The organism is Algoriphagus halophilus (assembly GCF_041729275.1).
Lineage (GTDB): Bacteria > Bacteroidota > Bacteroidia > Cytophagales > Cyclobacteriaceae > Algoriphagus > Algoriphagus halophilus_A.
Genome location: NZ_CP146486.1, coordinates 3,690,289 through 3,713,539, shown reverse-complemented (window position 1 = coordinate 3,713,539; position 23,251 = coordinate 3,690,289). Strand labels below are relative to the sequence as shown.

The window sequence follows — 23,251 nt, the reverse complement described above, 5'->3', positions numbered from 1 at the left end:
ACTTGCAAAAAATCTCAAAACATGATTAAAAAGTATTTCTTGTTACTCTGGATATCTTTCCTGGCATCCACTTATTCATTTGGCCAGTTAATAACGGAGCAAAAAGATTTGATGGAAGTTTCCGATGAGGTGAACTTAAGCTCCCCTTATCATACGACTTTGACTTTTTTTACAATTTGGAAGAGGAAAACTTTCATCCAGATAAAGCCGCCAAAACCCTTAATCTGAAAGGTGCTGAAACTTTAAACGGAAACCAACTTAGCGTAAAGCTGAAGCAGATTTTTGAGGGAAAAGGGTCATCATCAGAACTAGTAGCATCCCTAATGAGCAAAACTATAGAGACACCTTATCCGGTTCAGATCAGATCTTTTACTTTGACAGGACAAAACTACCAGGGGCTTTTTAGAGAAAACAGGCAATCAATGGATGTTTTCTTCCTTCACGGTAGGCCAAATCAATAGCCTACATAGAGAAACTTATCCTTATGGAACTGCTAAATTATTAGACTTACTTCCAAAAATTGGGAATGAAGAATATTTAGGATTTCACCTGTGGCAATTGGTCGGATTCCTAATCTTAATATTCCTGGTATTTCTCAGCCATTTGGTGTTCACATTTTTAGTCGACAAGGGACTACTGTATGTTCTAAAACGCCTGGGGTATGGGTATATCGGTGAAAACTACCTCTTGCCCATCGCGAGGATTACCAGTTTCTATTTTATCGTGCTTTTGTTGGCGCTATTCCTTCCAGTATTACAGTTGCCTACTGAAATATGGGCATGGATTATTGTGATCATCAATACCCTAAAACCTCTCTTAATCACCGTAATTTTCTACAAAATTGTAGATGTAATCGCTGCCTATTTCTCAAAACTGGCAGAAAGGACAGAGTCTACTCTTGATGATCAATTAGTGCCTTTGATCAGAAAGACCCTAAAGGCTTTTGTGATTATCATTGGTACGCTCTTCGTTTTAAAAGAAGGTCTCAACCTTGACATCATTCCATTCCTAACAGGACTTTCTATTGGTGGTGTGGCCATTGCTTTGGCTGCTCAGGATACCATAAAGAACTTCTTTGGTTCGGTGATGATCTTTTTGGATAGGCCTTTTCAGGTAGGTGATTGGATTACTTCAGGTGACTTAGATGGAACGGTAGAAGAAGTTGGGTTTAGATCTACTCGAGTAAGGACCTTCCGTAATTCTGTAATGTATATTCCCAATGGAAAAATTGCAGATGCCACGATAGACAACCATGGTTTACGACAGTACAGACGTTTCTATACAACCATTACAATCACCTATGACACCCCTCCTGAATTAGTAGAGGAATTTGTAAAAGGGCTTCGTGCGATCGTCACCTCTCATCCGAAAACAAGAAAAGACACCTTCCATGTCTATTTCAACAACTTGTCCTCTTTTAGTTTGGACATTATGTTTTACATTTTCTTTGAAGTTCCTACATGGGCCGAGGAATTAGAATGCAGACATGAAATATTAATTCAGATAATGAAGCTTGCTGAAACCTTGGAGGTAAGATTTGCATTCCCTACTCAGACTGTTCATATGGAAACCTTTCCAGAGAAAAAGAGTCTTTCTCCTGATTACGATTCAGACATCAAGAGTTACCAGGCAAAACTCGGTCAGTTCATGCAAAAGGAATTGAGAAAAAAGAAAATTAAATCTAATTCTACCGATCAATTGACTTCAAGCACTTTTGTGTAAGTGCCCTGATCGGTCTTGATAGTAACTAGAAAACTTCCTTTTAATTCAGGAATAACTATTTCTACCTCTTCATTGGAGCTTGAAAGTTGAGGGACTTCGGACCAATAAAGAACCGTCCGCCAATCCATCATTTCATTTGCTTCATTGGAAGGCTCAAACAAACTTATGGCTGAAGTTATTTTTGGTTGAATCCCTGCATACTCTAACAAAATACCATTAGTTGGAATTGGGTAACCTCCAAAATCATTCTTGTAGGAAGAAAAGCTCATCACCCCTGGAAATTCCTCCTCATTCAAATAAAAGGTCCTCGATAAAATCTCCAATGTTTTAAATCCTTTTGGATCAAAAGCAGCGAGTTGATCAGAGTCAAATACTGGCATGGCATCAACCAACATGAGTGGATTGGAATCAAAAGCAAATGATCTGATTTCATTAATTGATCTAAATTCTTTCTTTTTTTGTACGGTTTTTACTGAGATTTCTGGAACATATTCTTTTATAACTGTCTCCACAGTTTCAAAACGGGTATAATCGTCCAGCTGATAAACCCGATCCTCCACAAATCCAGTCACTACCGGTGCATCTGAAGAATTAAACTCATGAGAAAAATACCCCTCAACTTGGCCACCTTTTAGCAATTCCATTAAGTAGGATTCATCTGAAGGAGTAATTTCCAAAACTGGAAACTCAAAACTTTTCTTGAAATGAGTTCTAGGCGCTGGAGATACAATCGTGAAATCCAGCAAGCTCTTATTTCCATTGGCTTGGGCTACCAAATAATCCCAGTTCTGCATTCCTCCTGCATCAAAAAACATCCTTCCATCAGGATCAGGCCTATCTGTAAATAAAGCAGATTTGTTTCCGTGTACAGAGATATAATAGAGCTGAGTAGTATCTACTTGATCCAGTTCTACTTTGGCTTCGATTATATGTCCAAACAGCTCTGGAACCATCAATTTTGGCTCTATGGATTCATATATTTCAGAAGACTTTAATTGACGTTGGATTGATAAAAATGGATTAATCACCGCCACACTCACCTCTCTTACGTTTTCATTACCTTCTAACTTGACCGAAATTTTTCGTCTAGGACTCATCTCATTCGATGAGAGGCGTATCCGATCCCCGCCCTTAGTTTGAAATAACATAGATTCTGATCTTTTCTCCACCACTGCGGGAGGAGCTAATCTATTAAATACAGTGACCAACTGCTGAGACATTCCGGAGTCTAAATCCTGGTAAGGGCTAACTCTTGTAAAAACCCTAAGTAAATAATGATCGGAAGGTAAATTTTGCGGGAGCTTTAAAAAATTAAAGCTTGTTCCTTTCTCCAATGGCATTTTGGCTATTGCGACGGATTCATTGTATCGGTTGAGCAATTCCGCATAAATAATTTGTGATTCTACCTCTTCATTTCCTTTCTCCACTTTACTAGATACCCAAATTCTTTCTCCCCCGAAGTAAATGTTTTTTGGAATTGAAAAATGAACCTGTTCTCTTCCTGATTGGGCATAAATTTTTACCGATCCTAGGGCGAACCATAGTACCAGAATAATCCCTATTTTGACTATTTTCAACTTATTCATCCCAAAAATCTGGCTTAACATTGGTTCCTCTCAAGGTACAATCCGTGCATCTTCGTTCTGCTTTTCTAAAACCAATTGGATCATAACAATTTTCACAAAAAATCGGAATTGCTGGTGTATACCCCCTGACATAAACGCAGACTCATATTCCTCAACAAGAATCGTATCCTGCTCTGCGATGCAACCAAAGTACTCAGGAACATCTAATCTAGGCCAAGGTAGAATATCTTGAAACCCAATAAACAATCTTCTTTGCTTTACTGTGCCTAAACTTAAATATCCTACTACTGGGGCATTTGGGTTTTGATCATTCTTAATATTCCCACCGATATTCGAAGGCAAAGGGCTAAAGATGGAACCCAAGTCATCGGTATTTTTTCTCATGATTTCCCAAAAATCAGAAGCGCCTTTGTCCAAAGCCTTTTGGGAAATCAAAATGCTATACCTCACTGTTAATCGTTCATCCCCGTCGGAATCTGATTGATCGTTTGTCTGAACACAAACTGATCCTCAAAGCGAGAAGAGGTTTCCAAAATCAAATCAGCATTCCTCAATTCTCGATAGCATAAATCTGTTCTTAAATCATTGGATGCCAAAACTACTGTTTTCAATTCAGGATCATATCGATAGGCAGTTGTGAGTTTAGGACGGAAAGCATAAGTCTCTTCAAAGGTCCAAAGAAAATCATCCGCATTCTCATCCCCTTTGGTAGTGAGAAATACCTCCACTCCTTGTTCATATTTATCAAATCCCACATCAATAATCTCTGGGGTCAAAATCGGTTTAATCCATTCAGAAGAATAACTATTCCCGTCAGTGGTAAAGATTCTCAGCCTATAATTTCTATCTTCAGGAATATCATAGGCAAATTCAAAAGTCCCCTCTCCCAAGGAGTTTAAGGGAAACTGTTCTCCTCCTTCTGACTCTAAAAACACCTCTCCAGAAGGAAAAACAATCTGGTTGGAATCTTCATCTGATTGAATATTCCTAGTGTAGCTTAAATTCAACAAGCTTGGCAACCCTTCCGTATCCAAATACCCCTCTACCACCAAAACTTTGATGTCCGTAGGCTCAATTTCAGGATCGTAGGGTTCTCTACACCCCACCACGAGCATTAATAAAACCAGAATTATATGGATATTATTTTTCATCAAAACCTGAAATTATAAGTGATAAATGGAATTGGTTTTGCGAAAATAGAAAGCTGATATCCTCTCAATTTTCCACCTTCTGGTACATAATACACCGAATACGGATTACTTCTTCCTAACAGGTTATACACGCCAAATGACCAAGACGCATGTGCCAGTTTATTTACCTTATGGTTTCCCTCCAAATTGACTGAAAAATCCATCCTGAAATAGTCAGGTATTCTGTAGGCATTTCTTTCGGAGAAATATACTCGCTCTGAACCTGCGTAATCAAATTTGGAAATTGGCAAGGTGATCGGTCTTCCTGTACTATAATTTAGATTTAGGGAAGTATTGATCCTTTTGCTTAACTCATAATTTGCTACCAAAACCAAATGATGGGGTTGATCAAAATTGCTAGAGTAAAAATCTCCATTATTTATTTTTTCCACACTTGGTTCATCAGAGGTCCTTAACAATGACCTAGCATAGGTATAAGCCAATGTACCTTTTAAATCACCGGTATTTTTCTTTAAAAGAAACTCCACCCCATAAGCTTTACCATTGGAATTCAAGACGTCCTGTTCGACGGAATGATTAAAGACAATTTTAGCTCCGGACCTATAATCCAATAAATTATTCATATATCGATAGTACACTTCTGTGGAGAATTCCAGCTTATTATTTAGTAGATTTCTATAATAGCCAACTGAGCCCTGACCTCCTGTTTGCGGCTTAATAAAAGGATCACTTAATTTCCAGGAATCAGTCGGGGATATAGCAGAAGAATTGGACAACAAATGAATATTTTGTCTCATGGTGTTAATGCCTAGCTTAACCGAAGATCTGTTGTCCAAGATATACCTAGCTGAAACCCGAAACTCAGGACCATGGTATGTTTTTACATTTTCTCCACTTCCATAGGTCTTTTCTCCAATCACATTGCTTTCGGTGATAGGTGCTCCCTCAACATATTCATTGATGCTCAAAGGCCCCAGCAACTGATAGAACATGTACCTACCGCCATAACTCAGTGATAGCTTTTCATTGACAGTAAATTCATCCCCAAAATAGACGGAAAGCTCTCTCGCATTCTCTGCTTCTAATTCATCTAATATGACGATAGACTCTTCTCCATATGGTTGATTGATTCCTGGATTAATGGAGAACTGAATCGCATGGATCCCATATTTTAAAATATGGCTTTCATTCTTCCTGGACTCGAAGTCGGCCTTTAAATACAATTGATTGATATCGAAGCTGTAATCAAAGGCGTTTAATGGATTGTCCTGTCCAATAATTCCAAAATCATATCGATCCGTACCAATCGTAAATCGACCTTCCAGATGATCATTAAAATAATGTCTCCACCCTAGAGAAAGGTTTAAATTCTGATAGGAATAGGTAGTATCTGGGTCAAACCTAAAATCATCTTGACTGATATACCCTGTAAATTCTATGAAATTCTTATCGTTTACTTCATGCTGGATATTAGCATTGATATCATAGAAAGAAATTTTGCTATCATTGAAATCGGCTTCCTCTTCCAATAGTTTCAATGCCCAATCAGAATATGTTGTTCTCCCTCCTAGGATAAAAGTCGTTTTCTCATTTATTGGACCCTCCAAGCTTAACCTACTGGTCAATATTCCAATCCCTCCAGAGCCACCAATTTTATCTTTTCGACCGTATTTGGGATCCACTTGCAGGACAGAAGAAAGCCTCCCTCCATAGTTTACTGGAATGGAGCCTTTGTATAATTCCACTCCTGACACCACATCAGCATTGAAGGCAGAAAAGAATCCAAATGCATGAGTTGGATTAAAAATCGTAGAATTCCCATAAAGTATTAGATTTTGATCTGCAGCGCCACCACGAACATTAAAACCGGTAGTAGCTTCACCTACTGTATTTACGCCTGGCATCGTCAACACCCCTCTTAACACATCCACTTCTCCCATCACTGCTGGCAAACGCTTGACATCAGCAATGCTAATGGATTGAACTCCCATATCTAATTTATTGATATTGGATAATGCTCCTGAACTGACAACCACCTCATCTAAAGAAAGAATGGTTTCTTCAATACTCATGTTTAGCACCCCATCCCCTTTCAGGTCAATTTGCCTTTGCTCTTGAAATCCTCCGATATTTTGTACCCATATGGTATGTCGACCCTTTGGCAAAGTAAGTTGGTACTTCCCATTTCTATCCGTGGCAACTTGGGTAAAATCAACTTTTTCAAGAACAATTGCCCCGTTCATAGGGTTTCCAGATTCAATACTGGTTACTACACCAGAAAGTGTGGCTGTGCTGGATTCAGGATTATCAGTAGCCTTCCCTATTACAAATAATTTATTCTTATCGAATTCACCTAAAGAATCGCCAGCATTGACTATACGATCTTGTCGGTCTTGGATATTAAAGTATTCACTAGGAAAATCTATCAAAATCCGACTGCCTTTTGTTACCCAAATCCTGTTTGAACGATCAATGGAATAAGTTAATCCAGTATTCAAAAAAATTTCATCTAGAACCAACCGAACCTCTGTATCGGTAACCTGAAGGTTAATTTGAATATCTGTTACATCTGCCTTCTTATAATAAAATGTATAAGGGGTCTCTGCTTCTATTTTCTCTACAAATGTGTCAAAGGACATTCCCAAATATATTCCCGTCAATTTTACAGCTTGATTTGTTTGGGACTGGACATTCCATGAAATAAAAAGTATCAAAAGGGCAAAGTAGATTTTCTTCATTTAAGCAATACATTAAAACCTTCTGACTTATTTTCTCTTAAGTTCGCCAATTCAAGAATATATCGTTCCTTCTCCAAGGCAAAAAACAAGTCCTTTGCTTTCATATATTTTTTCACTTCTTTTTTTTGAAGTCCTAGACTTTGTATGGCTTGTTTTTTCTTTCTAATAGACACAAAATCATCATTGTACCAATAAAAGTATTCCTGATCCTCCACGTATTTATAAGGATATTTCCCTACTTCCTTGGTGGGTTCTATGGTTTTATAATGTTTGATGAGCACTTTAACTTTGCCATCTTTCAAAACTTGATAAAATCCATTCCTGTGATAGGTATATTTTTCATTTCCTTCAAACCTTCTAAAAGATGATCTTGATCTAACTGAAACTCTTGAATCTTTTCAGCTTTGATCAATATTTTTTGTTTATAAATAGGGTGAAAAGTCACCACTTCATCTGCTGTCTCATCATAGAGCAGTTGCACATCAGTATAGTTGATTTGATTGATGGATAATACTCCCTCTTCAAAATTCCTTCTCTCAAAATAAGGATGTCCCTCATAATTCAGTGGAGATTCTCCATATTGTCCTCCTGTTATTAATTCTTGGAAATAGGGCAGTTGCTCTTTATACAGTGAAATAAATGATTGTGTCTGGGCAGAAATTTTTGCAGCCCACATAAAAAGTAAGACGAATGGAATAAAAAATTTTATTTTTAGCATAAGTTCAATACGATACTAAATCCAATTAGATTCTATTTTGTAGGGAATCTAACAGACGGTAAAAAGGAAAGATAAACGGATTAATTAAAGAATTAAAGATAAGCCTAAAATGAATAGACGAAACCTTCTCAAAACCTTGGCCCTTGCACCAGCAGTTCTATCCACCACTGCAACCCAGGCTAAAACCGATAAAATCAAAAAACAACATTTAACTATTGTTTAAACACGAGTACTATACGTGGTCAAAAATTAAGTTTAAAAGAAACCATTGAGACTTCGGCAAGAGCTGGGTTTGAAGGGATAGAAATATGGATATCAGATATTGAAGGTTATTTGAAGGAAGGAAACAGTCTTTCATCGTTGAATTCTCTTTTAAAAGATTCTAAGCAGATTGCTTTTAATGCCATTGGTTTTGCTCCTTGGATGGCTCAGGATGCCGAAAAATCCAAACAAGGTTTTCTACAAATGGAGAAAGAAATGAATATGCTTTCTGAACTCGGTTGTACCAGAGTAGCTGCTCCTGCTATCGGCGCTGAGGGAACCATTGACGTGCAGCAATCTGCTGAAAAATATGCTCAATTAATTGAATTGGGTAGAAAAACAGGAGTTATGCCTCAATTAGAATTCTGGGGAGCATTCGGACCTTTTCATAACCTAAGCCAATGCCTTTCTGTAGCAGCAGCTGCCAATGATCCTGATGCTAAAATATTACCTGATGTATATCACTTGTATAGAGGTGGCTCTGGCTATAACGGATTGAAGTTACTTGGACCTGATGCTTTTGATATAATCCATGTCAATGACATTCCATCTGGAAAAGCAAGGGAAGAATTGCAGGATAAAGACCGAGTGTATCCTGGGGACGGAATAGCCCCTTATTCGGAAATTTATTCCACTTTAGATTCAATGGGGGTACTAAAATTCTTTCCTTGGAACTATTCAACCCCAGCTATTATCAACAAGATGCTTTACTTGTTGCCAAAACAGGATTAGAAAAGACCAAAAAAATCTTTGGTTAACCAAACAAGTCCGAGCTTAGATAACGATCTCCCCGGTCACAGGTAATACAAACGATTACTCCTTCTTCCAAGGTTTTAGATAGTTCGATGGCGGCGTGTAATGCGCCACCACTACTCATACCAGCTAAGATCGCCTCTTCTTTGGCCATTCTTCTGGTCATTTCAGTGGCTTGATCTTGACTTACATCGATTACCTGATCCACTCTAGAGGAATCAAATATAGCTGGCAAAAATTCTGGAGACCATCTTCTGATCCCAGGTATACTGGATCCATCTGTGGGTTGGGTTCCTACAATTTGTACCTTGGGATTTTGCTCTTTTAGATACATAGAAACTCCCATGATAGTGCCAGTAGTCCCCATTGCCGAAACAAAATGGGTGATTTTCCCTTGGGTATCCTTCCAGATTTCAGGCCCAGTGGTTTTATAATGTGCTAGGTAATTATCCTTGTTCCCAAATTGATTCAGCATATAATATCCTTCTTCCACGCTCATTTTTTCAGCAAGAGTTCTGGAATACTCAATGGTTTGAGCAGCTGGAGTCAAGATTACACGAGCTCCATACGCTTCCATAGAAAGTACTCGTTCTCGAGTCGAGTTATCAGGCATTATCAAAGTCATTTCCAGGCCCATCACCTTGGCAATCATTGCCAAAGCAATCCCTGTATTTCCACTGGTGGCCTCTACTAGCTTATCTCCTTTTTTGATATCTCCTCGATCCAATGCCGATTTGATCATATTGTAAGCCGCACGATCCTTCACGCTCCCTCCGGGGTTTTGTCCTTCCAGCTTACATAAGATTTTTACTTTGGGGTTAGTTGGAATAGCCTGAAGCTCTATTAAAGGGGTATTTCCTACTAATTCAAATAACTTCATTGTTATCATTTTTGAAGACATACATATCTGTCACTTCACTGCCAGTATGGTACATCTGGGTCTGGTAATATACTTTGCTTCCTGCTGGAACGCTTTTAGTAAGCCACACATTTCCACCAATTACACTATTTGCTCCAATAATAGTTTTCCCTCCTAAAATTGTGGCTCCAGAATAAATAATTACATGATCTTCGATGGTGGGATGCCGTTTCTTATCCGCATCTTCCTTATTCACGCTCAGTGCTCCTAAAGTAACTCCTTGGTAAATCTTCACATGATCACCAATAATGGTGGTTTCTCCTATCACCACTCCAGTACCATGGTCAATGCAGAAGTGTTGCCCAATGGTTGCTCCAGGGTGAATTTCTATCCCAGTTTTGCTATGGGCATACTCAGTAATCATCCTAGGGATCAAGGAAACTCCTAATTTGTGTAATAGGTTAGCAATTCTATAAGCTGCTATGGCATAAAAACCCGGGTAGCTTCTTAAGATTTCCGTTCTGGATTTTGCTGCAGGATCACCTACGTATATGGCATCTACATCTTCATGGAGATAATCATAAACAGTATTTAAAGACCTGAAAAAATTCATGAGCAATCTGGTCTCCATCTCCAGAATGCAAATTATTGTTTCTAGATAAAATGGATGCCAAAGACCTTTCCAGGATCGAAAATTTGGCAGCGATTTCAATCTCTTCTTTGAACCTTGTATGGGCAAATTCTGGAAACAAAAGGCCCAATAACTCTCTGAAAAATTCCTGAATTGCCTTTGGAGATGGACAATCAGAGCACTTTTTATTAGCCTCGAAAATTTTTGAAATGAAGGATTCCATAGAATTTGATTTAGTCCACTTGTTTAGAGTACAAAACCAACCCTAATTACATAAGGTTCACCATAGGGTGACCTTAAGTTGTCATGAAGGACATTATAAAGAAAAGTAAAGTTTGCTCCTCCTCTTGGACCAAAAGGTGCAAAGTATCCTCCTCCTAAGAAAAGAGAGTTTGCCCAAATTCTTTCAAAGCGGTCTTGGAGAATATTATAATTATCAAAATTGATAGATTCAAATTCTGCCTGAGTGAAAATATTTGGCAGCACATTATATCTTGAAAATACTCTTCCACCATACGATGAGGTTTCTCCTCCAATGTATCTTTTATCATTAAAATACTGATAGGTAACTCCAACCCCAGATGAAAATCTAGGAGTGATCATCACTCCAACTAAGGGAGATAAGTCAAGTAGGGTAACTGAACCAAACTGCATCCCGAAATTACCTCCAAAGTATAATCTATCTTTGAAAGGAATGGAGTCTTGATATATTTCACGCTGGGCACTGGCAGCAAAATGCAATGAAAAAACCAGAATAAATGCGAGCAGTATTTTATTTTTCAACAATGACATAGAGATCTTCAGTCTTCTTTTTCATGAGATATTTTTCACGTGCAAACTTCTCTAAAAGTTCAGGATTACTCATTAACTCCTCACGTTCCGCTTTAATTATCTCTTTTCTTTCTTGATAAAACTCCTTTTGCTCGTTCAATTCATTCAGCTTTCCGCTCAACCTGAATTGATTAACCACATTGTTAGAATCGATAAAAAACATCCAAAAAATAAAAAAGAGCATTCCGAGCACATAAAAATTTTTCGTGTATTTGAAATATTTACTCATGGTCTAATTTATTGAAGAATTATTTTTAACAAGGTACAAAAATGATGCAAAAAAAAAGCAGTCCCCAAGAGGACTGCTTTCTGTAGTTTATAGAATACTTATTTCTTTTTAGGGAAATATGCTGTATCAGCAAGCAATTCTTCGATTCTCAACAACTGATTGTATTTCGCCATTCTATCAGAACGGGAAGCTGAACCAGTTTTGATTTGACCGCAATTACAAGCTACTGCCAAGTCCGCAATGGTAGAATCTTCAGTTTCACCAGATCTATGGGACATTACCGCAGTAAACCCTGCTTTATGAGCCAAATCAATTGCGTCTAAAGTTTCTGTCAATGTACCAATTTGATTTACTTTGATCAAGATAGAGTTTGCAGATTTTTCTTCAATACCACGCTTCAAGAACTTCACGTTGGTTACAAATAAATCGTCCCCTACCAACTGAACTTTATCTCCAATTTTAGCAGTCAACATGGCCCATCCTTCCCAATCTTCCTCGGCACATCCATCTTCTATAGAATCAATTGGATATTTCTCAGTCAATTCAGCCAAATAATCCACTTGCTCAGCTCTAGATCTAGCTTTTCCAGTATCTCCCTCGAATTTTTTATAGTTGTAAACACCATCTTCAAAGAATTCAGAAGATGCGCAATCAAGTGCAATGGTAATATCAGACCCCGCTTTGTAGCCCGCTTTTTCGATCGCATCCAAGATACAGCCTAGTGCTTCTTCAGTACCTCCCGAGAAATTTGGAGCAAATCCACCTTCATCCCCTACTGCAGTACTCAAACCTTTGTCGTGAAGAATCTTCTTTAAATTATGGAAGATCTCAGCACCCATTCTCATCGCTTCAGAGAAGGTTGGAGCTCCTACAGGACGAATCATGAACTCCTGAAATGCAATAGGAGCATCAGAGTGAGATCCACCATTGATGATGTTCATCATTGGAACAGGAAGAGTTTTGGCATTTACTCCGCCTACATATCTGAACAAAGGAATCCCTAAATCGTCAGCTGCAGCTTTAGCTACGGCCAAGGAAACTCCCAGGATCGCATTTGCACCTAGTTTTGATTTCGTATCAGTTCCATCCAATTTGATCATCAAATTATCGATACCTCTTTGATCAAAAACTGATTCTCCGATCAATTCAGATTGGATAATTTCATTCACATTTTCGACTGCTTTCAAAACACCTTTTCCAAGGTATTTACTTTTGTCGCCGTCACGAAGCTCTACGGCCTCATTAACTCCCGTAGAAGCACCACTTGGTACTGCTGCACGGCCAAAAGCACCAGAGTCTGTAAGTACATCTACTTCAATAGTAGGGTTTCCTCTGGAATCTAAAATTTGTCTCGCATGAATTGCTTGTATCAACGTCATAGTATAAAAGGTTATTGAGATTTAATTTTTGTTTATTAAAGAAATAAAGTCGTCAAAAAGGTAGCGCGAATCATGAGGTCCTGGAGAGGACTCTGGGTGATATTGCACGGAAAAAGCCGGCTTATTTTTAAGTCTGATTCCTGCTACGGTATTGTCATTCAAATGAACGTGCGTGATTTCCACTTCTGGATTACTCTCAGAGTCTTCTCTGGATATATTAAATCCATGATTTTGAGAAGTAATTTCACTTTTCCCTGTATTCAGGTTTTTAATAGGGTGGTTTAGACCTCTATGTCCATGGTGCATTTTATAGGTGGAAATCCCTACTGACTCTGCCAAGATTTGATGTCCCAAACAAATTCCAAAAACAGGTTTTCCAGTATTTAGAATATCTTTTGTGGTTTCCACTGCATATTCCATTACAGCAGGATCACCAGGCCCATTAGAAAGGAAATAGGCATTAGGTTTCCAGGCTTCCATTTCTTCCAATTTAGTCTTGGCTGGGAATACTTTGCAGTAAACACCACGATCAGAAAGATTTCTTAGAATGTTTTTCTTGATTCCAAAGTCGAGGCAGGCTACTTTGATTTCGGAGTTTTCATCCCCAACAAAATAGGGCTCTTGGGTACAAACTTGAGAGGAAAGCTCTAAACCATCCATATTAGGCACTTTCTCCAATTCAGCCTGTAAACCTTCTAGGTCTCCTTCAAATTCTGAACTGATAATCGCATTCATCGCTCCTTTGGAACGAAGGTGTCTTACCAATTTTCTGGTATCTACGTCTGCGATTCCAGTGATTTTATTTTCAACGAGGTAGTCCTGTAAAGAACCAGAAGCATCAATTCTTGAATAGATATCAGAGAAATTATTGACTACAATCCCCGCTACTGTTGGGAAATCGGATTCAACCTCTGAATCTATCACCCCGTAATTTCCTATATGCGGAGTGGTAGTAACCACAATCTGTCCAGTATAGGATGGATCGGTGTAAATCTCCTGATATCCAGTCATACCAGTGTTAAAGCAAATTTCGCCGCCATTGGTACCGGCGTTTCCGATAAGTGTGCCATGGAACACTGTTCCGTCTGCTAAGAGTAAAGTCGCTTTTTGTCTAATCATTTTCTAGAAAGTTGCCCAAAGTTAAAGATTTATTGGTAAGGAAAATAAATGGATGGGGTATAAAAAAAGGATTGAACGAAAGTCCAATCCTTTTTTATTGTCAAAGTCGTTGATCAACTTATTTTTCTTCAGTTTCACCTTCAGTTGCATCAGCAGAAGCTTCTGGAGCCTTTGGCTCTTCAGATTTAGCTTCAACAGCTGGAGTAGCAGGAGCATCAGCAGCAGATTTACCAGAACCTCTACGAGATCTTCTAGTAGTCTTCTTAGCTGGTTTCGCATCCTTCAACATTAATTCGTTGAAGTCAACTAGCTCAATGATACACATCTCAGCATTATCGCCTAGACGGAATCCAGTTTTGATAATACGAGTATATCCTCCTGGACGTGTACCAACTTTAGAACTGATTTCACCGAAAAGAGCGATGATAGCATCTTTGCTTTTCAGGTAAGAGAATGCAATTCTTCTGTTATGAGTAGTGTCTTCTTTGGCTCTTGAAACCAATGGCTCCACATATTTCTTCAATTCTTTAGCCTTGGCAAGCGTAGTTGAAATACGCTTGTGAAGAATCAGGGAAGTAGCCATGTTGGAAAGCATAGCCTTCCTGTGAGCGGCTTTCCTACCAAGGTGGTTAAATTTCTTACCGTGTCTCATCGTTATTTATTCTTCATCAAGTTTATACTTAGAAATATCCATCCCGAAGGTCAGACCTTTCTCTTGGATAAGTTGCTCAAGCTCTGCGAGAGATTTCTTACCAAAGTTTCTGAATTTCATCATATCCGAAATTTCAAGTTTGGCAAGATCTCCAAGAGTCTTCACATCAGCAGCTTTCAGACAGTTGAATGCACGAACAGAAAGATCTAGATCGCCCAAAGATGTCTTCAACAATTTTCTCATGTGCAAGAACTCCTCGTCAATTGGCTCTGGTTCAGCAACTCCTGTAGAGTCAAGTACCATAGTTTGATCAGAGAACAACATAAAGTGTTGGATCAGGATTTTAGCAGACTCCTGAAGTGCTTTTTCCGGGTGGATAGAGCCATCAGTAGATACTTCCAAGATCAACTTTTCAAAGTCAGTTTTCTGTTCAACACGGGTATTCTCAACGCTGTACTTTACATTCTTGATAGGAGTAAAGATCGCATCGATGGCAATTTGCCCGAATACCTGCTCTTTTGGTTTGGATTCTTCAGCTGGTAGATATCCTCTTCCTTTTTCGACCATGATCTCAATCTCAAAGTTTTTAGACTCGTCGATGTGACAAATCACCAAATCTGGATTTAAGATTTCGAAAGAAGAAGTGAACTTAGCAATGTCCCCTGCAGTGAACACAGACTGATTTTTGATTTCCACAGTGATTTTACCATCGAAAGCCTCATGAACTTTCTTGAATCTCACCTGCTTTAAATTCAAAATAATATCGGTCACGTCTTCAACAACACCTTCGATGGTAGAAAACTCATGCACCACTCCAGGAATCTTAATGGATGTGATGGCATAACCCTCCAGCGAAGAAAGCAAAATTCTTCTTAGGGCGTTACCGATAGTAACTCCATAGCCTTTTTCTAGTGGTTTGAAAGTAAACAAGCCATGGAAGTCATCGGCCTTTTCCATCACCACTTTTTCGGGCATTTGAAATGCTAGTATGGACATATATCTTGTTCTTTTTTAAAAGCTGAAAATAGTAAAATTACTTAGAGTAAAGTTCGACAATGAGTTGTTCCTTGACATTCTCAGGAATATCATCTCTGGAAGGCACACTGACGAATTTGCCGGACAATGAAGCGCTATCCCACTCTAACCAGGAATATTTATTAGCACCTCTACCAGCCAAACTATTGGTAATAGCTTCCAAAGACTTAGATCTCTCTCTAACGGAAACAATATCACCAGGCTTCAAAGAATAGGAAGGAATATTTACTACTTCACCATTAACAAGCACATGCTTATGAGAAACCAATTGTCTGGCGCCTCTTCTAGTTGGAGCAATTCCCATTCTATATACGGTGTTATCCAATCTAGCTTCTAGAAGCTGAAGAAGGTTTTCACCTGTAATTCCAGATTTTCTGGAAGCAATATCAAACATCTTAGCGAATTGTCTTTCCAACACTCCGTAGATGTATTTCGCTTTTTGTTTTTCAGCAAGCTGAATAGCATATTCTGATTGCTTCTTTCTTCTACCTCTACCATGTTGTCCTGGAGGATAGTTTTTCTTTTGAAGCGCTTTGCTATGCCCTTCGATAGGCTCGCCAAACTTTCTGGCGATCTTTGCTTTAGGACCTGTATATCTAGCCATTCTATTACAAATTTAAAATTAAACTCTTCTACGCTTTGGAGGACGACAACCATTATGCGGCATAGGAGTTACGTCTGTGATAGTCGTTACATCCAATCCTACATTTTGCAATGTTCTGATCGCTGATTCACGACCAGATCCTGGACCTTTTACAAAAACTTCGATTTTTCTCAAACCTAAGTCATAAGCCACTTGTCCGCAGTTTTGCGCAGCCATCTGTGCAGCGTAAGGAGTATTTTTCTTTGAACCTCTGAAACCCATTTTACCGGCAGAAGCCCAAGAGATTACTTGACCTGCATTATTGGTAATAGAGATGATGATATTGTTGAAGGAAGCTCTGATGTGAACTTGTCCTACAGCTTCTACCTTAACAACTCTTTTTTACCTTTTGCTTTATCGTTTCTTTTCTGAGCCATAATCTAATCAGGTTTTATTTAGTTGCCTTTTTCTTGTTAGCAACTGTCTTTCTCTTACCCTTCCTTGTTCTGGCGTTGTTCTTGGTATGCTGACCACGAACTGGAAGTCCTTTTCTGTGTCTCAAACCTCTGTAACAACCAATATCCATTAGTCGCTTGATGTTCAATTGGATCTCTGATTTCAGAACACCTTCGGTTCTGAATTCTTCGGCAATAATGTTACGGATGGCGGTTGACTCATCGTCATCCCACTCACCTGCTTTTTTGTCGAAGGAGATACCGGCCTTGCTCAGGATCGCCTTGGCGGAGCTTCTTCCAATTCCGAAGATATATGTAAGCCCGATTTCGCCACGCTTATTGTCTGGTATGTCTACACCTGCAATTCTAGCCATAATCTTAACCTTGTCTTTGTTTAAACTTAGGATTCTTCTTGTTGATGACGTAAAGTTTTCCGTTTCTTCTTATCAACTTACAGTCAGCACTTCTCTTCTTAATAGATGCCTTTACTTTCATATCAGTCTATTTATAACGATATACAATTCTACCTTTTGATAAATCATAGGGAGACAACTCTAATTTTACACGATCTCCAGGAAGAATTTTGATGTAGTTCATTCTCATCTTTCCAGAAATATGCGCAATCAACTGATGTCCATTTTCTAGTTCCACTTTAAACATTGCATTAGACAATGCTTCGATAATGGTACCGTCTTGTTCTATAGATGTCTGTTTAGCCATATTAGAATTTGAAATTCTCTTCTATGTATTTATGGGTTGTCAAAACCTCTGTTTTATCTTCAAATATTGCCACTGTGTGCTCATAGTGGGCGGAAGGCTTCCGATCTGCAGTGCGGATCGTCCAACCATCTCTCTCTTGTACAATATTTCGTGTACCCAGATTCACCATAGGCTCAATTGCAATCACCATTCCTGCTTTTAGCAGGGGACCACTTCCTTTTTTGCCATAATTAGGAACTTCCGGGGATTCGTGAAGATTACGACCGATTCCATGTCCGACTAATTCTCGGACTACTGTGTAGCCCTTGGCTTCCACAAACTTTTGGATCGTATTTCCTACATCACCCAACCTGTTTCCAAAAACAGCTTTTTCAATACCTAGATATAATGAATCTTTGGTGGCCTTAAGTAATGCCAAGACAGAAGGAGAGACCTCACCAATAGGATACGTATAAGCGGAATCGCTATGAAAACCTTGGTGAAAGACTCCACAATCTACTGAGATTATATCGCCATCTTTCAATTCATAATCGCTGGGAAATCCATGAACAACTACTTCATTCACAGAAATACATAGAGCAGCAGGGAAACCATTGTATCCTTTAAAAGAAGGAACTCCTTGGTGATCTCTAATATACTCTTCAGCTATTTTATCTAAGAATGAGGTCTTTACCCCTTCCTTGACATACTTTGCTACTTCCCCATGGGCTCTGCCAAGTATGTCGGCACTTTCTTTAATTATATCAACTTCTTCTGAAGTCTTATAATGAATCATATTAAGCTACTTGGTAATTAGAAGGATTATTCTTCATATTACCGCTTTTCATCATTCCTTCGTAATGACGCATTAACAAATAGCTTTCAATTTGTCTCAAGGTATCTAGGATTACACCCACCATAATCAATAGTGAAGTACCTCCATAGAATTGAGCAAACTCTCCACCTACTCCTGCAATAATTGCCAAGGCAGGTAAAATCGCTACAGCTGCAAGCAAAATGGATCCTGGTAACGTGATTTTAGAGATGATACCATCAATAAACTCAGAGGTTGGAGCACCTGGCTTAATACCTGGTACAAATCCACCGTTTCTCTTCATGTCTTCAGCTATCTGCTCTGGATTAACCGTGATGGCAGTATAGAAGAAAGTGAAGATGATAATCAAGGATGCGAAAAGCAGATTATATTGCCAAGAAGTAAAGTCACTGAACGTATTACCAATGTAATTCGCAACATCACTTTCCGAAGCCCAGATCTGAGCGATCAAAGCAGGAAGGAACATCAACGATTGTGCAAAGATAATAGGCATTACTCCAGAAGCATTCACCTTGATAGGAATATATTGTCTCTGGCCGCCGTAAACTTTACCTCCTACTACTTGCTTCGCATATTGAACAGGGATTCTTCTTGTCGCTTCTGTCAGAGCAACTACTCCGACTACGATAAAGAATAATACGACTGCTTCAATAATCAAAAGCAACATGCCAGAAGTCCCTTTTTCTAAGGTTTCCGCGATGATCGCACCGGGGAACCTAGAAATGATACCAATCATGATTAGCATAGAGATACCGTTTCCGATACCTTTTTCAGTAATTTTCTCTCCCAACCACATACAGAACATGGTACCAGCAGATAATAATACTAAAGAACTAAACATGAAAAGGGATGTACTAACCATCACAGCACCGGTTGGAAGAATAGTGGCACTTACGTAACCAATACCCTGCGCGATGGTAATCAAGATGGTTAATACTCGAGTAATCTGGTTGATTCTTTTTCTTCCAGACTCCCCTTCTTTCTGCATTTTTGAAAGTAAGGTACTCCGACAGTCAATAGCTGCAACACAATTGAAGCAGAAATATATGGCATAATGCCTAGTCCAAAGATGGAGGCATTACTAAATGCACCACCTAGGAAAGTATCTATCAATCCAAAAATCCCTTCTGGAGCATCACCCAAACGAGCTGGGTCTACACCAGGAAGAACGATAAAGGATCCCAATCTGAAGATAATTAGGAACCCGACTGTATTCAGGATCCTAACTCTCAGATCTTCGATAGAGAAAATATTCTTAACCGTCGAAATAAACTTTTTCATTTACTTAAATCTTGTTTACAGAACCACCGTTTTTCTCAATAGCTGCAGTTGCAGAAGCAGAGAAATGATGAGCAGTTACGTCTAATTTGGCCTTCAATTCACCTCCACCGAGGATTTTGATTTTGTCATTCTTAGAAGCTACTCCATGAGCTACTAGAGCCTCCATGTCGATCGCTGCTAAGTTGTACTCCTCAGCAAGAACTTGCAAGGTATCCAAATTTACTGGTTTGAACTCAACCTTATTCAAGCTTTTGAAGCCAAATTTAGGAACTCTTCTTTGAAGTGGCATTTGACCACCTTCAAATCCAGCCTTAGACTTATATCCAGATCTGGATTTAGCACCTTTATGACCTCTTGTAGAAGTTCCACCTCTACCGGAACCTGTACCTCTACCGATTCTTTTACGAGTTTTTGTAGACCCTTCTGCTGGTTTTAATGTATGCAGTTTCATAATTAAGCTTCCTCCACTTTTACAAGGTGATTAACTTTATTAACCATACCAGCGATCTGTGGAGTATTTTCAACTACTACAGATTTACTGATTCTTCCTAGACCCAAAGCAGTAATGGTAGCTTTTTGATCCTTCGGACGGTCGATAGTACTTTTAGTTTGTGTGATTTTGATCTTTCCCATGATGATTATCCGTTAAAGACTTTAGACATTTTCACACCTCTTTGCTGAGATACAGCAATCGCATCTCTTAATTGAGTCAAAGCATCAATTGTTGCTTTCACCACGTTGTGAGGATTTGAAGATCCTTTAGATTTTGCCAATACGTCAGTAACGCCAGCACTTTCTAAAACAGCACGCATCGCACCACCAGCGATAACACCGGTACCTGCCGCAGCTGGTTTGATCAATACAAAACCTCCACCAAACTTACCAATTTGCTCATGAGGGATGGTTCCTTTCAAAACTGGTACTTTCACCAAGTTTTTCTTAGCATCTTCAATGCCTTTAGTGATCGCGTCAGTTACTTCGTTAGCTTTACCTAAACCGTAACCAACTACACCAGCACCGTCACCTACGACAACTATTGCAGAAAAAGAGAATCTTCTACCACCTTTCACCACTTTGGCTACTCTGTTAATAGCAACTACCTTTTCTTTAAGTTCTGTATCTGTAGCCCTAATAGGCTTTTTTCTTAGTTGAGACATAGTTGATTAAAATTTAAGGCCTCCTTCTCTTGCTCCATCAGCCAAAGCTTTCACTTTGCCATGGTACAAATAGCCGTTTCTATCGAATACTACTTCGCTAACTCCGTTTGCAACAGCTCTTTCAGCTAATTTCTTACCTACCTCAGTAGCAATTGCAATGTTGGTGTTCTCTTTCGCTCCCAATTCTTTGGAAGATGCCTGAGCCAATGTTTGACCTTTAAGGTCATCCACAAGCTGGGCATACATGCCAGTATTACTTTTGAAAACTGACAAACGAGGTCTGGAATCAGTACCAGAAATCTTTCTTCTGATACCCTGCTTGATTCTAAGTCTTCTGGAATTCTTATTAAATGCCATAACCTATTATTTTTTACCGGCAGTTTTACCAGCCTTACGTCTAATTTGTTCACCCACGAAGCGCACACCTTTACCTTTGTAAGGCTCAACTTTACGAAGTCCTTTGATTTTGGCAGCAACTTGTCCGATCAATTCCTTGTCAATTGCCTCCAAAGTAATGATCGGGTTTTTACCTTTAGGAGTCTCTGTCTTTACACTCACCTCAGAAGGCAATGCAAAGAAGATGTTGTGAGAATAACCAAGGGAAAGTTCTAACACTTGTCCTTGATTCGTAGCCTTGTAACCTACACCAACAAGCTCCAAGTCTTTTTGTAACCTTCAGATACACCAATGACCATGTTATTGATCAAAGATCTGTAAAGTCCGTGCATAGACTTGTGTCTTTTGGAATCGGTAGGTCTGGAAACGACAACTGAATTGTCTTCCACTTTTACCTCAATATCGGGATTCACATCCTGAGTGAGTGTACCTTTTGGACCTTTAACAGTGACCAGCCCGTGAGCTGACACGTCTACAGTAACACCGCCAGGTAGATTTATTGGTTTTTTACCTATTCTAGACATGATAGTAAATTAATATACGTAGCAAAGTACTTCGCCTCCAACGCCTTCAACGCGGGCTTCTTTGTCAGTCATTACACCTTTAGAGGTGGAAATAATGGCGATACCTAAACCATTGATTACTCTTGGAAGAGAGTCATGCTTAGCATATTTTCTCAAACCTGGAGTACTTACTCTTGTTAGATTAACAATTGCATTTTGCTTGGTAGTAGGATTGAATTTCAAAGCGATTTTGATAGTTCCCTGAGGACCATTCTCTTCGAATTTGTAATTCTGGATATATCCTTTGTCGTGCAATACTTTTGTAATCTCCTTCTTAATGTTAGAAGCAGGTATCTCTACGATTCGGTGAGAAGCCTTGATGGCGTTTCTCAACCTAGTCAGATAATCAGCTATTGGATCAGTCATGATGTTTTATAAGTCTAGCTCCACCCTAATTGGGCGTGCAAAGTTACGAATTGATTTTTAGAATAAAAACTACTGTCGTTATTTTACCAGCTGGACTTAGTCACTCCAGGAATTTTGCCTGAAGAGGCCATTTCCCTGAAGGTTACCCTGTTGATACCAAATTTTCTCATGTAGCCTTTTGGACGACCAGTTAGTTTACATCTATTGTGAAGTCTAACCGGGGAAGCGTTCTTTGGCAATTTGTCAAGTGCTTCATAATCACCAGCTGCTTTCAGCTCAGCTCTTTTTTAGCATACTTGGCTACCAGACGTTCTCTTTTTCTCTCACGAGCTTTGATGGACTCTTTTGCCATGACTATTCTTCTTTATTTTTGTTAACGAAAGGCATTCCGAAAGCCTTCAACAATGCGAAGCTTTCCTCATCTGTTTTAGCAGAAGTCACAAAAGTGATATCCATACCAGAGATTCTGTTCACCTTTTCGATGCTGATCTCAGGGAAGATAATTTGTTCTGTTACACCTAAAGTGTAGTTCCCTCTACCATCGAATCCTTTGTCAGAAATACCTTTGAAGTCTCTTACACGAGGAAGAGCAACAGTCATCAATCTGTCAAGGAATTCATACATTTTTTGACCTCTTAAAGTCACTTTAGCTCCGATAGGCATTCCTTCTCTTAGCTTAAAGTTAGACACAGAAGTCTTTGCTTTAGTAGCAACTGCTCTTTGACCAGTGATTAAAGAAAGCTCTTCAACACCTTGGTCTACCAATTTCTTATCAGCTACTGCAGCACCGATACCTTTATTCAAAACAATTTTTGAAAGCTTAGGTACCTGCATCACAGAAGAATATTGGAATTTTTCTTTCAAAGCAGGGACGATGTCGTCCACATATTTTTGTTTGATTCTTGGATTAGCCATTGATCACCTCCCCAGTTTTCTTAGAGTATCTCACTAATTTCCCATTTTCACCAGCTTTACGACCAGTTCTGGTAGCTTCACCAGTTTTAGGATCTACAAGCATCAAGTTACTAATGTGCAAAGCAGCTTCTTTCTTCTCGATACCACCTTGTGGTTTTGCAGCAGTTGGCTTTACGTGTTTGGTGATCATGTTGATTCCTTCTACGAAAGCTTTTCTTTTTGCTGTATCTACAGAAAGTACTTTGCCTGATTTGCCTTTGTCATCCCCAGCAATCACTTTCACAGTGTCACCAGTTTTGATATGCAGCTTAGGCTGCTTATTGAATTTTCTTTCCAT

The 23,251-nt window shown here is 39.0% G+C and carries 28 protein-coding genes and 5 pseudogenes; 3 read left to right on the top strand and 30 right to left on the bottom strand.

Annotated features, from left to right (window positions below; all coding sequences use genetic code 11):
* The first annotated feature begins 176 nt into the window (after positions 1-176).
* The gene (locus V8V91_RS19910) at positions 177-461 is read left to right on the top strand and encodes a hypothetical protein (protein WP_373396901.1); all 285 of its coding nucleotides are present in this window, start codon (positions 177-179) and stop codon (positions 459-461) included.
* Positions 427-1,722 (top strand): mechanosensitive ion channel family protein, encoded by a 1,296-nt coding sequence (locus V8V91_RS19905; protein ID WP_373396900.1) that lies wholly within the window; start codon positions 427-429, stop codon positions 1,720-1,722. Before V8V91_RS19910 ends, V8V91_RS19905 begins: the two co-directional genes overlap by 35 nt.
* Here the strand turns inward: V8V91_RS19905 and V8V91_RS19900 are convergent.
* The 6 genes from V8V91_RS19900 to V8V91_RS19875 are packed head-to-tail and all read right to left on the bottom strand — an operon-like array spanning position 1,695 to position 7,915.
* Entirely contained in the window at positions 1,695-3,299 is a 1,605-nt protein-coding gene (locus V8V91_RS19900; RefSeq protein WP_373396899.1) for a hypothetical protein, read from the bottom strand. The genes V8V91_RS19905 and V8V91_RS19900 overlap by 28 nt on opposite strands.
* Positions 3,300-3,338: 39 nt before the next feature.
* Positions 3,339-3,758, bottom strand: coding sequence for a DUF4249 family protein (locus tag V8V91_RS19895; RefSeq protein ID WP_373396898.1), 420 nt, complete (start codon positions 3,756-3,758; stop codon positions 3,339-3,341).
* A gap of 2 nt (positions 3,759-3,760) precedes the next feature.
* The gene (locus V8V91_RS19890) at positions 3,761-4,459 is read right to left on the bottom strand and encodes a DUF4249 family protein (RefSeq protein WP_373396897.1); all 699 of its coding nucleotides are present in this window, start codon (positions 4,457-4,459) and stop codon (positions 3,761-3,763) included.
* On the bottom strand, positions 4,459-7,197 hold the full coding sequence (locus V8V91_RS19885) for a carboxypeptidase-like regulatory domain-containing protein (RefSeq protein ID WP_373396896.1): 2,739 nt from the start codon (positions 7,195-7,197) through the stop codon (positions 4,459-4,461). The genes V8V91_RS19890 and V8V91_RS19885 overlap by 1 nt, the downstream gene beginning before the upstream one ends.
* Positions 7,194-7,499, bottom strand: a complete 306-nt coding sequence (locus tag V8V91_RS19880) for a hypothetical protein (RefSeq protein WP_373396895.1) — start codon at positions 7,497-7,499, stop codon at positions 7,194-7,196. Before V8V91_RS19880 ends, V8V91_RS19885 begins: the two co-directional genes overlap by 4 nt.
* Positions 7,496-7,915: a hypothetical protein gene (locus V8V91_RS19875; protein ID WP_373396894.1), complete on the bottom strand. Its 420-nt coding sequence runs from the start codon at positions 7,913-7,915 to the stop codon at positions 7,496-7,498. The genes V8V91_RS19880 and V8V91_RS19875 overlap by 4 nt, the downstream gene beginning before the upstream one ends.
* 333 nt (positions 7,916-8,248) lie before the next feature.
* On the opposite strand from V8V91_RS19875, the gene V8V91_RS19870 reads away from it, so the two are divergent.
* Entirely contained in the window at positions 8,249-8,908 is a 660-nt protein-coding gene (locus tag V8V91_RS19870; protein WP_373396893.1) for a TIM barrel protein, read from the top strand.
* A gap of 22 nt (positions 8,909-8,930) precedes the next feature.
* On the opposite strand, the gene cysM is transcribed toward V8V91_RS19870, so the two are convergent.
* The 24 genes and pseudogenes from cysM to rplX form a co-directional block, all read right to left on the bottom strand.
* Positions 8,931-9,809: a cysteine synthase CysM gene (gene cysM / locus V8V91_RS19865; protein ID WP_373396892.1), complete on the bottom strand. Its 879-nt coding sequence runs from the start codon at positions 9,807-9,809 to the stop codon at positions 8,931-8,933.
* Positions 9,796-10,642: pseudogene (gene epsC, locus V8V91_RS19860) on the bottom strand (serine O-acetyltransferase EpsC). Before epsC ends, cysM begins: the two are co-directional and overlap by 14 nt.
* Positions 10,643-10,665: 23 nt before the next feature.
* Positions 10,666-11,211, bottom strand: coding sequence for a hypothetical protein (locus tag V8V91_RS19855; RefSeq protein WP_373396891.1), 546 nt, complete (start codon positions 11,209-11,211; stop codon positions 10,666-10,668).
* Entirely contained in the window at positions 11,192-11,479 is a 288-nt protein-coding gene (locus tag V8V91_RS19850; protein ID WP_074226901.1) for a septum formation initiator family protein, read from the bottom strand. The genes V8V91_RS19855 and V8V91_RS19850 overlap by 20 nt, the downstream gene beginning before the upstream one ends.
* Positions 11,480-11,577: 98 nt before the next feature.
* The gene (gene eno / locus V8V91_RS19845; RefSeq protein ID WP_074226900.1) at positions 11,578-12,858 is read right to left on the bottom strand and encodes a phosphopyruvate hydratase; all 1,281 of its coding nucleotides are present in this window, start codon (positions 12,856-12,858) and stop codon (positions 11,578-11,580) included.
* A 21-nt stretch (positions 12,859-12,879) separates the two neighbouring features.
* Positions 12,880-13,977 carry a glutamine-hydrolyzing carbamoyl-phosphate synthase small subunit gene (gene carA, locus V8V91_RS19840; RefSeq protein ID WP_373396890.1) on the bottom strand — a complete coding sequence of 366 codons (1,098 nt, stop codon included), beginning with the start codon at positions 13,975-13,977 and terminating at the stop codon, positions 12,880-12,882.
* Between the two features lie 118 nt (positions 13,978-14,095).
* Positions 14,096-14,629 carry a 50S ribosomal protein L17 gene (gene rplQ / locus V8V91_RS19835; protein ID WP_373396889.1) on the bottom strand — a complete coding sequence of 178 codons (534 nt, stop codon included), beginning with the start codon at positions 14,627-14,629 and terminating at the stop codon, positions 14,096-14,098.
* Between the two features lie 6 nt (positions 14,630-14,635).
* Positions 14,636-15,625, bottom strand: coding sequence for a DNA-directed RNA polymerase subunit alpha (locus V8V91_RS19830; protein WP_074226897.1), 990 nt, complete (start codon positions 15,623-15,625; stop codon positions 14,636-14,638).
* A 37-nt stretch (positions 15,626-15,662) separates the two neighbouring features.
* On the bottom strand, positions 15,663-16,268 hold the full coding sequence (gene rpsD, locus V8V91_RS19825; protein WP_074226896.1) for a 30S ribosomal protein S4: 606 nt from the start codon (positions 16,266-16,268) through the stop codon (positions 15,663-15,665).
* Between the two features lie 18 nt (positions 16,269-16,286).
* A pseudogene (gene rpsK, locus V8V91_RS19820) lies at positions 16,287-16,684 on the bottom strand (30S ribosomal protein S11).
* A 14-nt stretch (positions 16,685-16,698) separates the two neighbouring features.
* A complete protein-coding gene (rpsM, locus tag V8V91_RS19815) occupies positions 16,699-17,076 on the bottom strand; it encodes a 30S ribosomal protein S13 (RefSeq protein ID WP_008202997.1) in 378 nt (125 codons plus the stop codon).
* A 4-nt stretch (positions 17,077-17,080) separates the two neighbouring features.
* On the bottom strand, positions 17,081-17,197 hold the full coding sequence (rpmJ, locus tag V8V91_RS19810; RefSeq protein WP_074226894.1) for a 50S ribosomal protein L36: 117 nt from the start codon (positions 17,195-17,197) through the stop codon (positions 17,081-17,083).
* A gap of 6 nt (positions 17,198-17,203) precedes the next feature.
* On the bottom strand, positions 17,204-17,422 hold the full coding sequence (gene infA / locus V8V91_RS19805; protein ID WP_008202999.1) for a translation initiation factor IF-1: 219 nt from the start codon (positions 17,420-17,422) through the stop codon (positions 17,204-17,206).
* 1 nt (position 17,423) lies between these two features.
* Positions 17,424-18,197 carry a type I methionyl aminopeptidase gene (map, locus tag V8V91_RS19800; protein ID WP_074226893.1) on the bottom strand — a complete coding sequence of 258 codons (774 nt, stop codon included), beginning with the start codon at positions 18,195-18,197 and terminating at the stop codon, positions 17,424-17,426.
* 1 nt (position 18,198) lies between these two features.
* Positions 18,199-19,517 (bottom strand): annotated as a pseudogene (secY, locus tag V8V91_RS19795) (preprotein translocase subunit SecY).
* 4 nt (positions 19,518-19,521) lie between these two features.
* Positions 19,522-19,968, bottom strand: coding sequence for a 50S ribosomal protein L15 (gene rplO / locus V8V91_RS19790; protein ID WP_074226891.1), 447 nt, complete (start codon positions 19,966-19,968; stop codon positions 19,522-19,524).
* 2 nt (positions 19,969-19,970) lie between these two features.
* On the bottom strand, positions 19,971-20,150 hold the full coding sequence (gene rpmD, locus V8V91_RS19785) for a 50S ribosomal protein L30 (protein ID WP_074226890.1): 180 nt from the start codon (positions 20,148-20,150) through the stop codon (positions 19,971-19,973).
* 5 nt (positions 20,151-20,155) lie between these two features.
* The gene (gene rpsE, locus V8V91_RS19780; RefSeq protein ID WP_074226889.1) at positions 20,156-20,674 is read right to left on the bottom strand and encodes a 30S ribosomal protein S5; all 519 of its coding nucleotides are present in this window, start codon (positions 20,672-20,674) and stop codon (positions 20,156-20,158) included.
* Between the two features lie 6 nt (positions 20,675-20,680).
* Positions 20,681-21,031, bottom strand: a complete 351-nt coding sequence (gene rplR, locus V8V91_RS19775) for a 50S ribosomal protein L18 (RefSeq protein WP_074226888.1) — start codon at positions 21,029-21,031, stop codon at positions 20,681-20,683.
* 6 nt (positions 21,032-21,037) lie between these two features.
* Positions 21,038-21,594 (bottom strand): annotated as a pseudogene (rplF, locus tag V8V91_RS19770) (50S ribosomal protein L6).
* Between the two features lie 9 nt (positions 21,595-21,603).
* Positions 21,604-21,999 carry a 30S ribosomal protein S8 gene (gene rpsH / locus V8V91_RS19765; protein WP_074226886.1) on the bottom strand — a complete coding sequence of 132 codons (396 nt, stop codon included), beginning with the start codon at positions 21,997-21,999 and terminating at the stop codon, positions 21,604-21,606.
* A gap of 83 nt (positions 22,000-22,082) precedes the next feature.
* Positions 22,083-22,351, bottom strand: a pseudogene (gene rpsN, locus V8V91_RS19760) (30S ribosomal protein S14).
* Positions 22,352-22,353: 2 nt separating this feature from the next.
* Positions 22,354-22,914 carry a 50S ribosomal protein L5 gene (rplE, locus tag V8V91_RS19755; RefSeq protein WP_074226885.1) on the bottom strand — a complete coding sequence of 187 codons (561 nt, stop codon included), beginning with the start codon at positions 22,912-22,914 and terminating at the stop codon, positions 22,354-22,356.
* Positions 22,907-23,251, bottom strand: a complete 345-nt coding sequence (gene rplX / locus V8V91_RS19750; RefSeq protein WP_074226884.1) for a 50S ribosomal protein L24 — start codon at positions 23,249-23,251, stop codon at positions 22,907-22,909. The genes rplE and rplX overlap by 8 nt, the downstream gene beginning before the upstream one ends.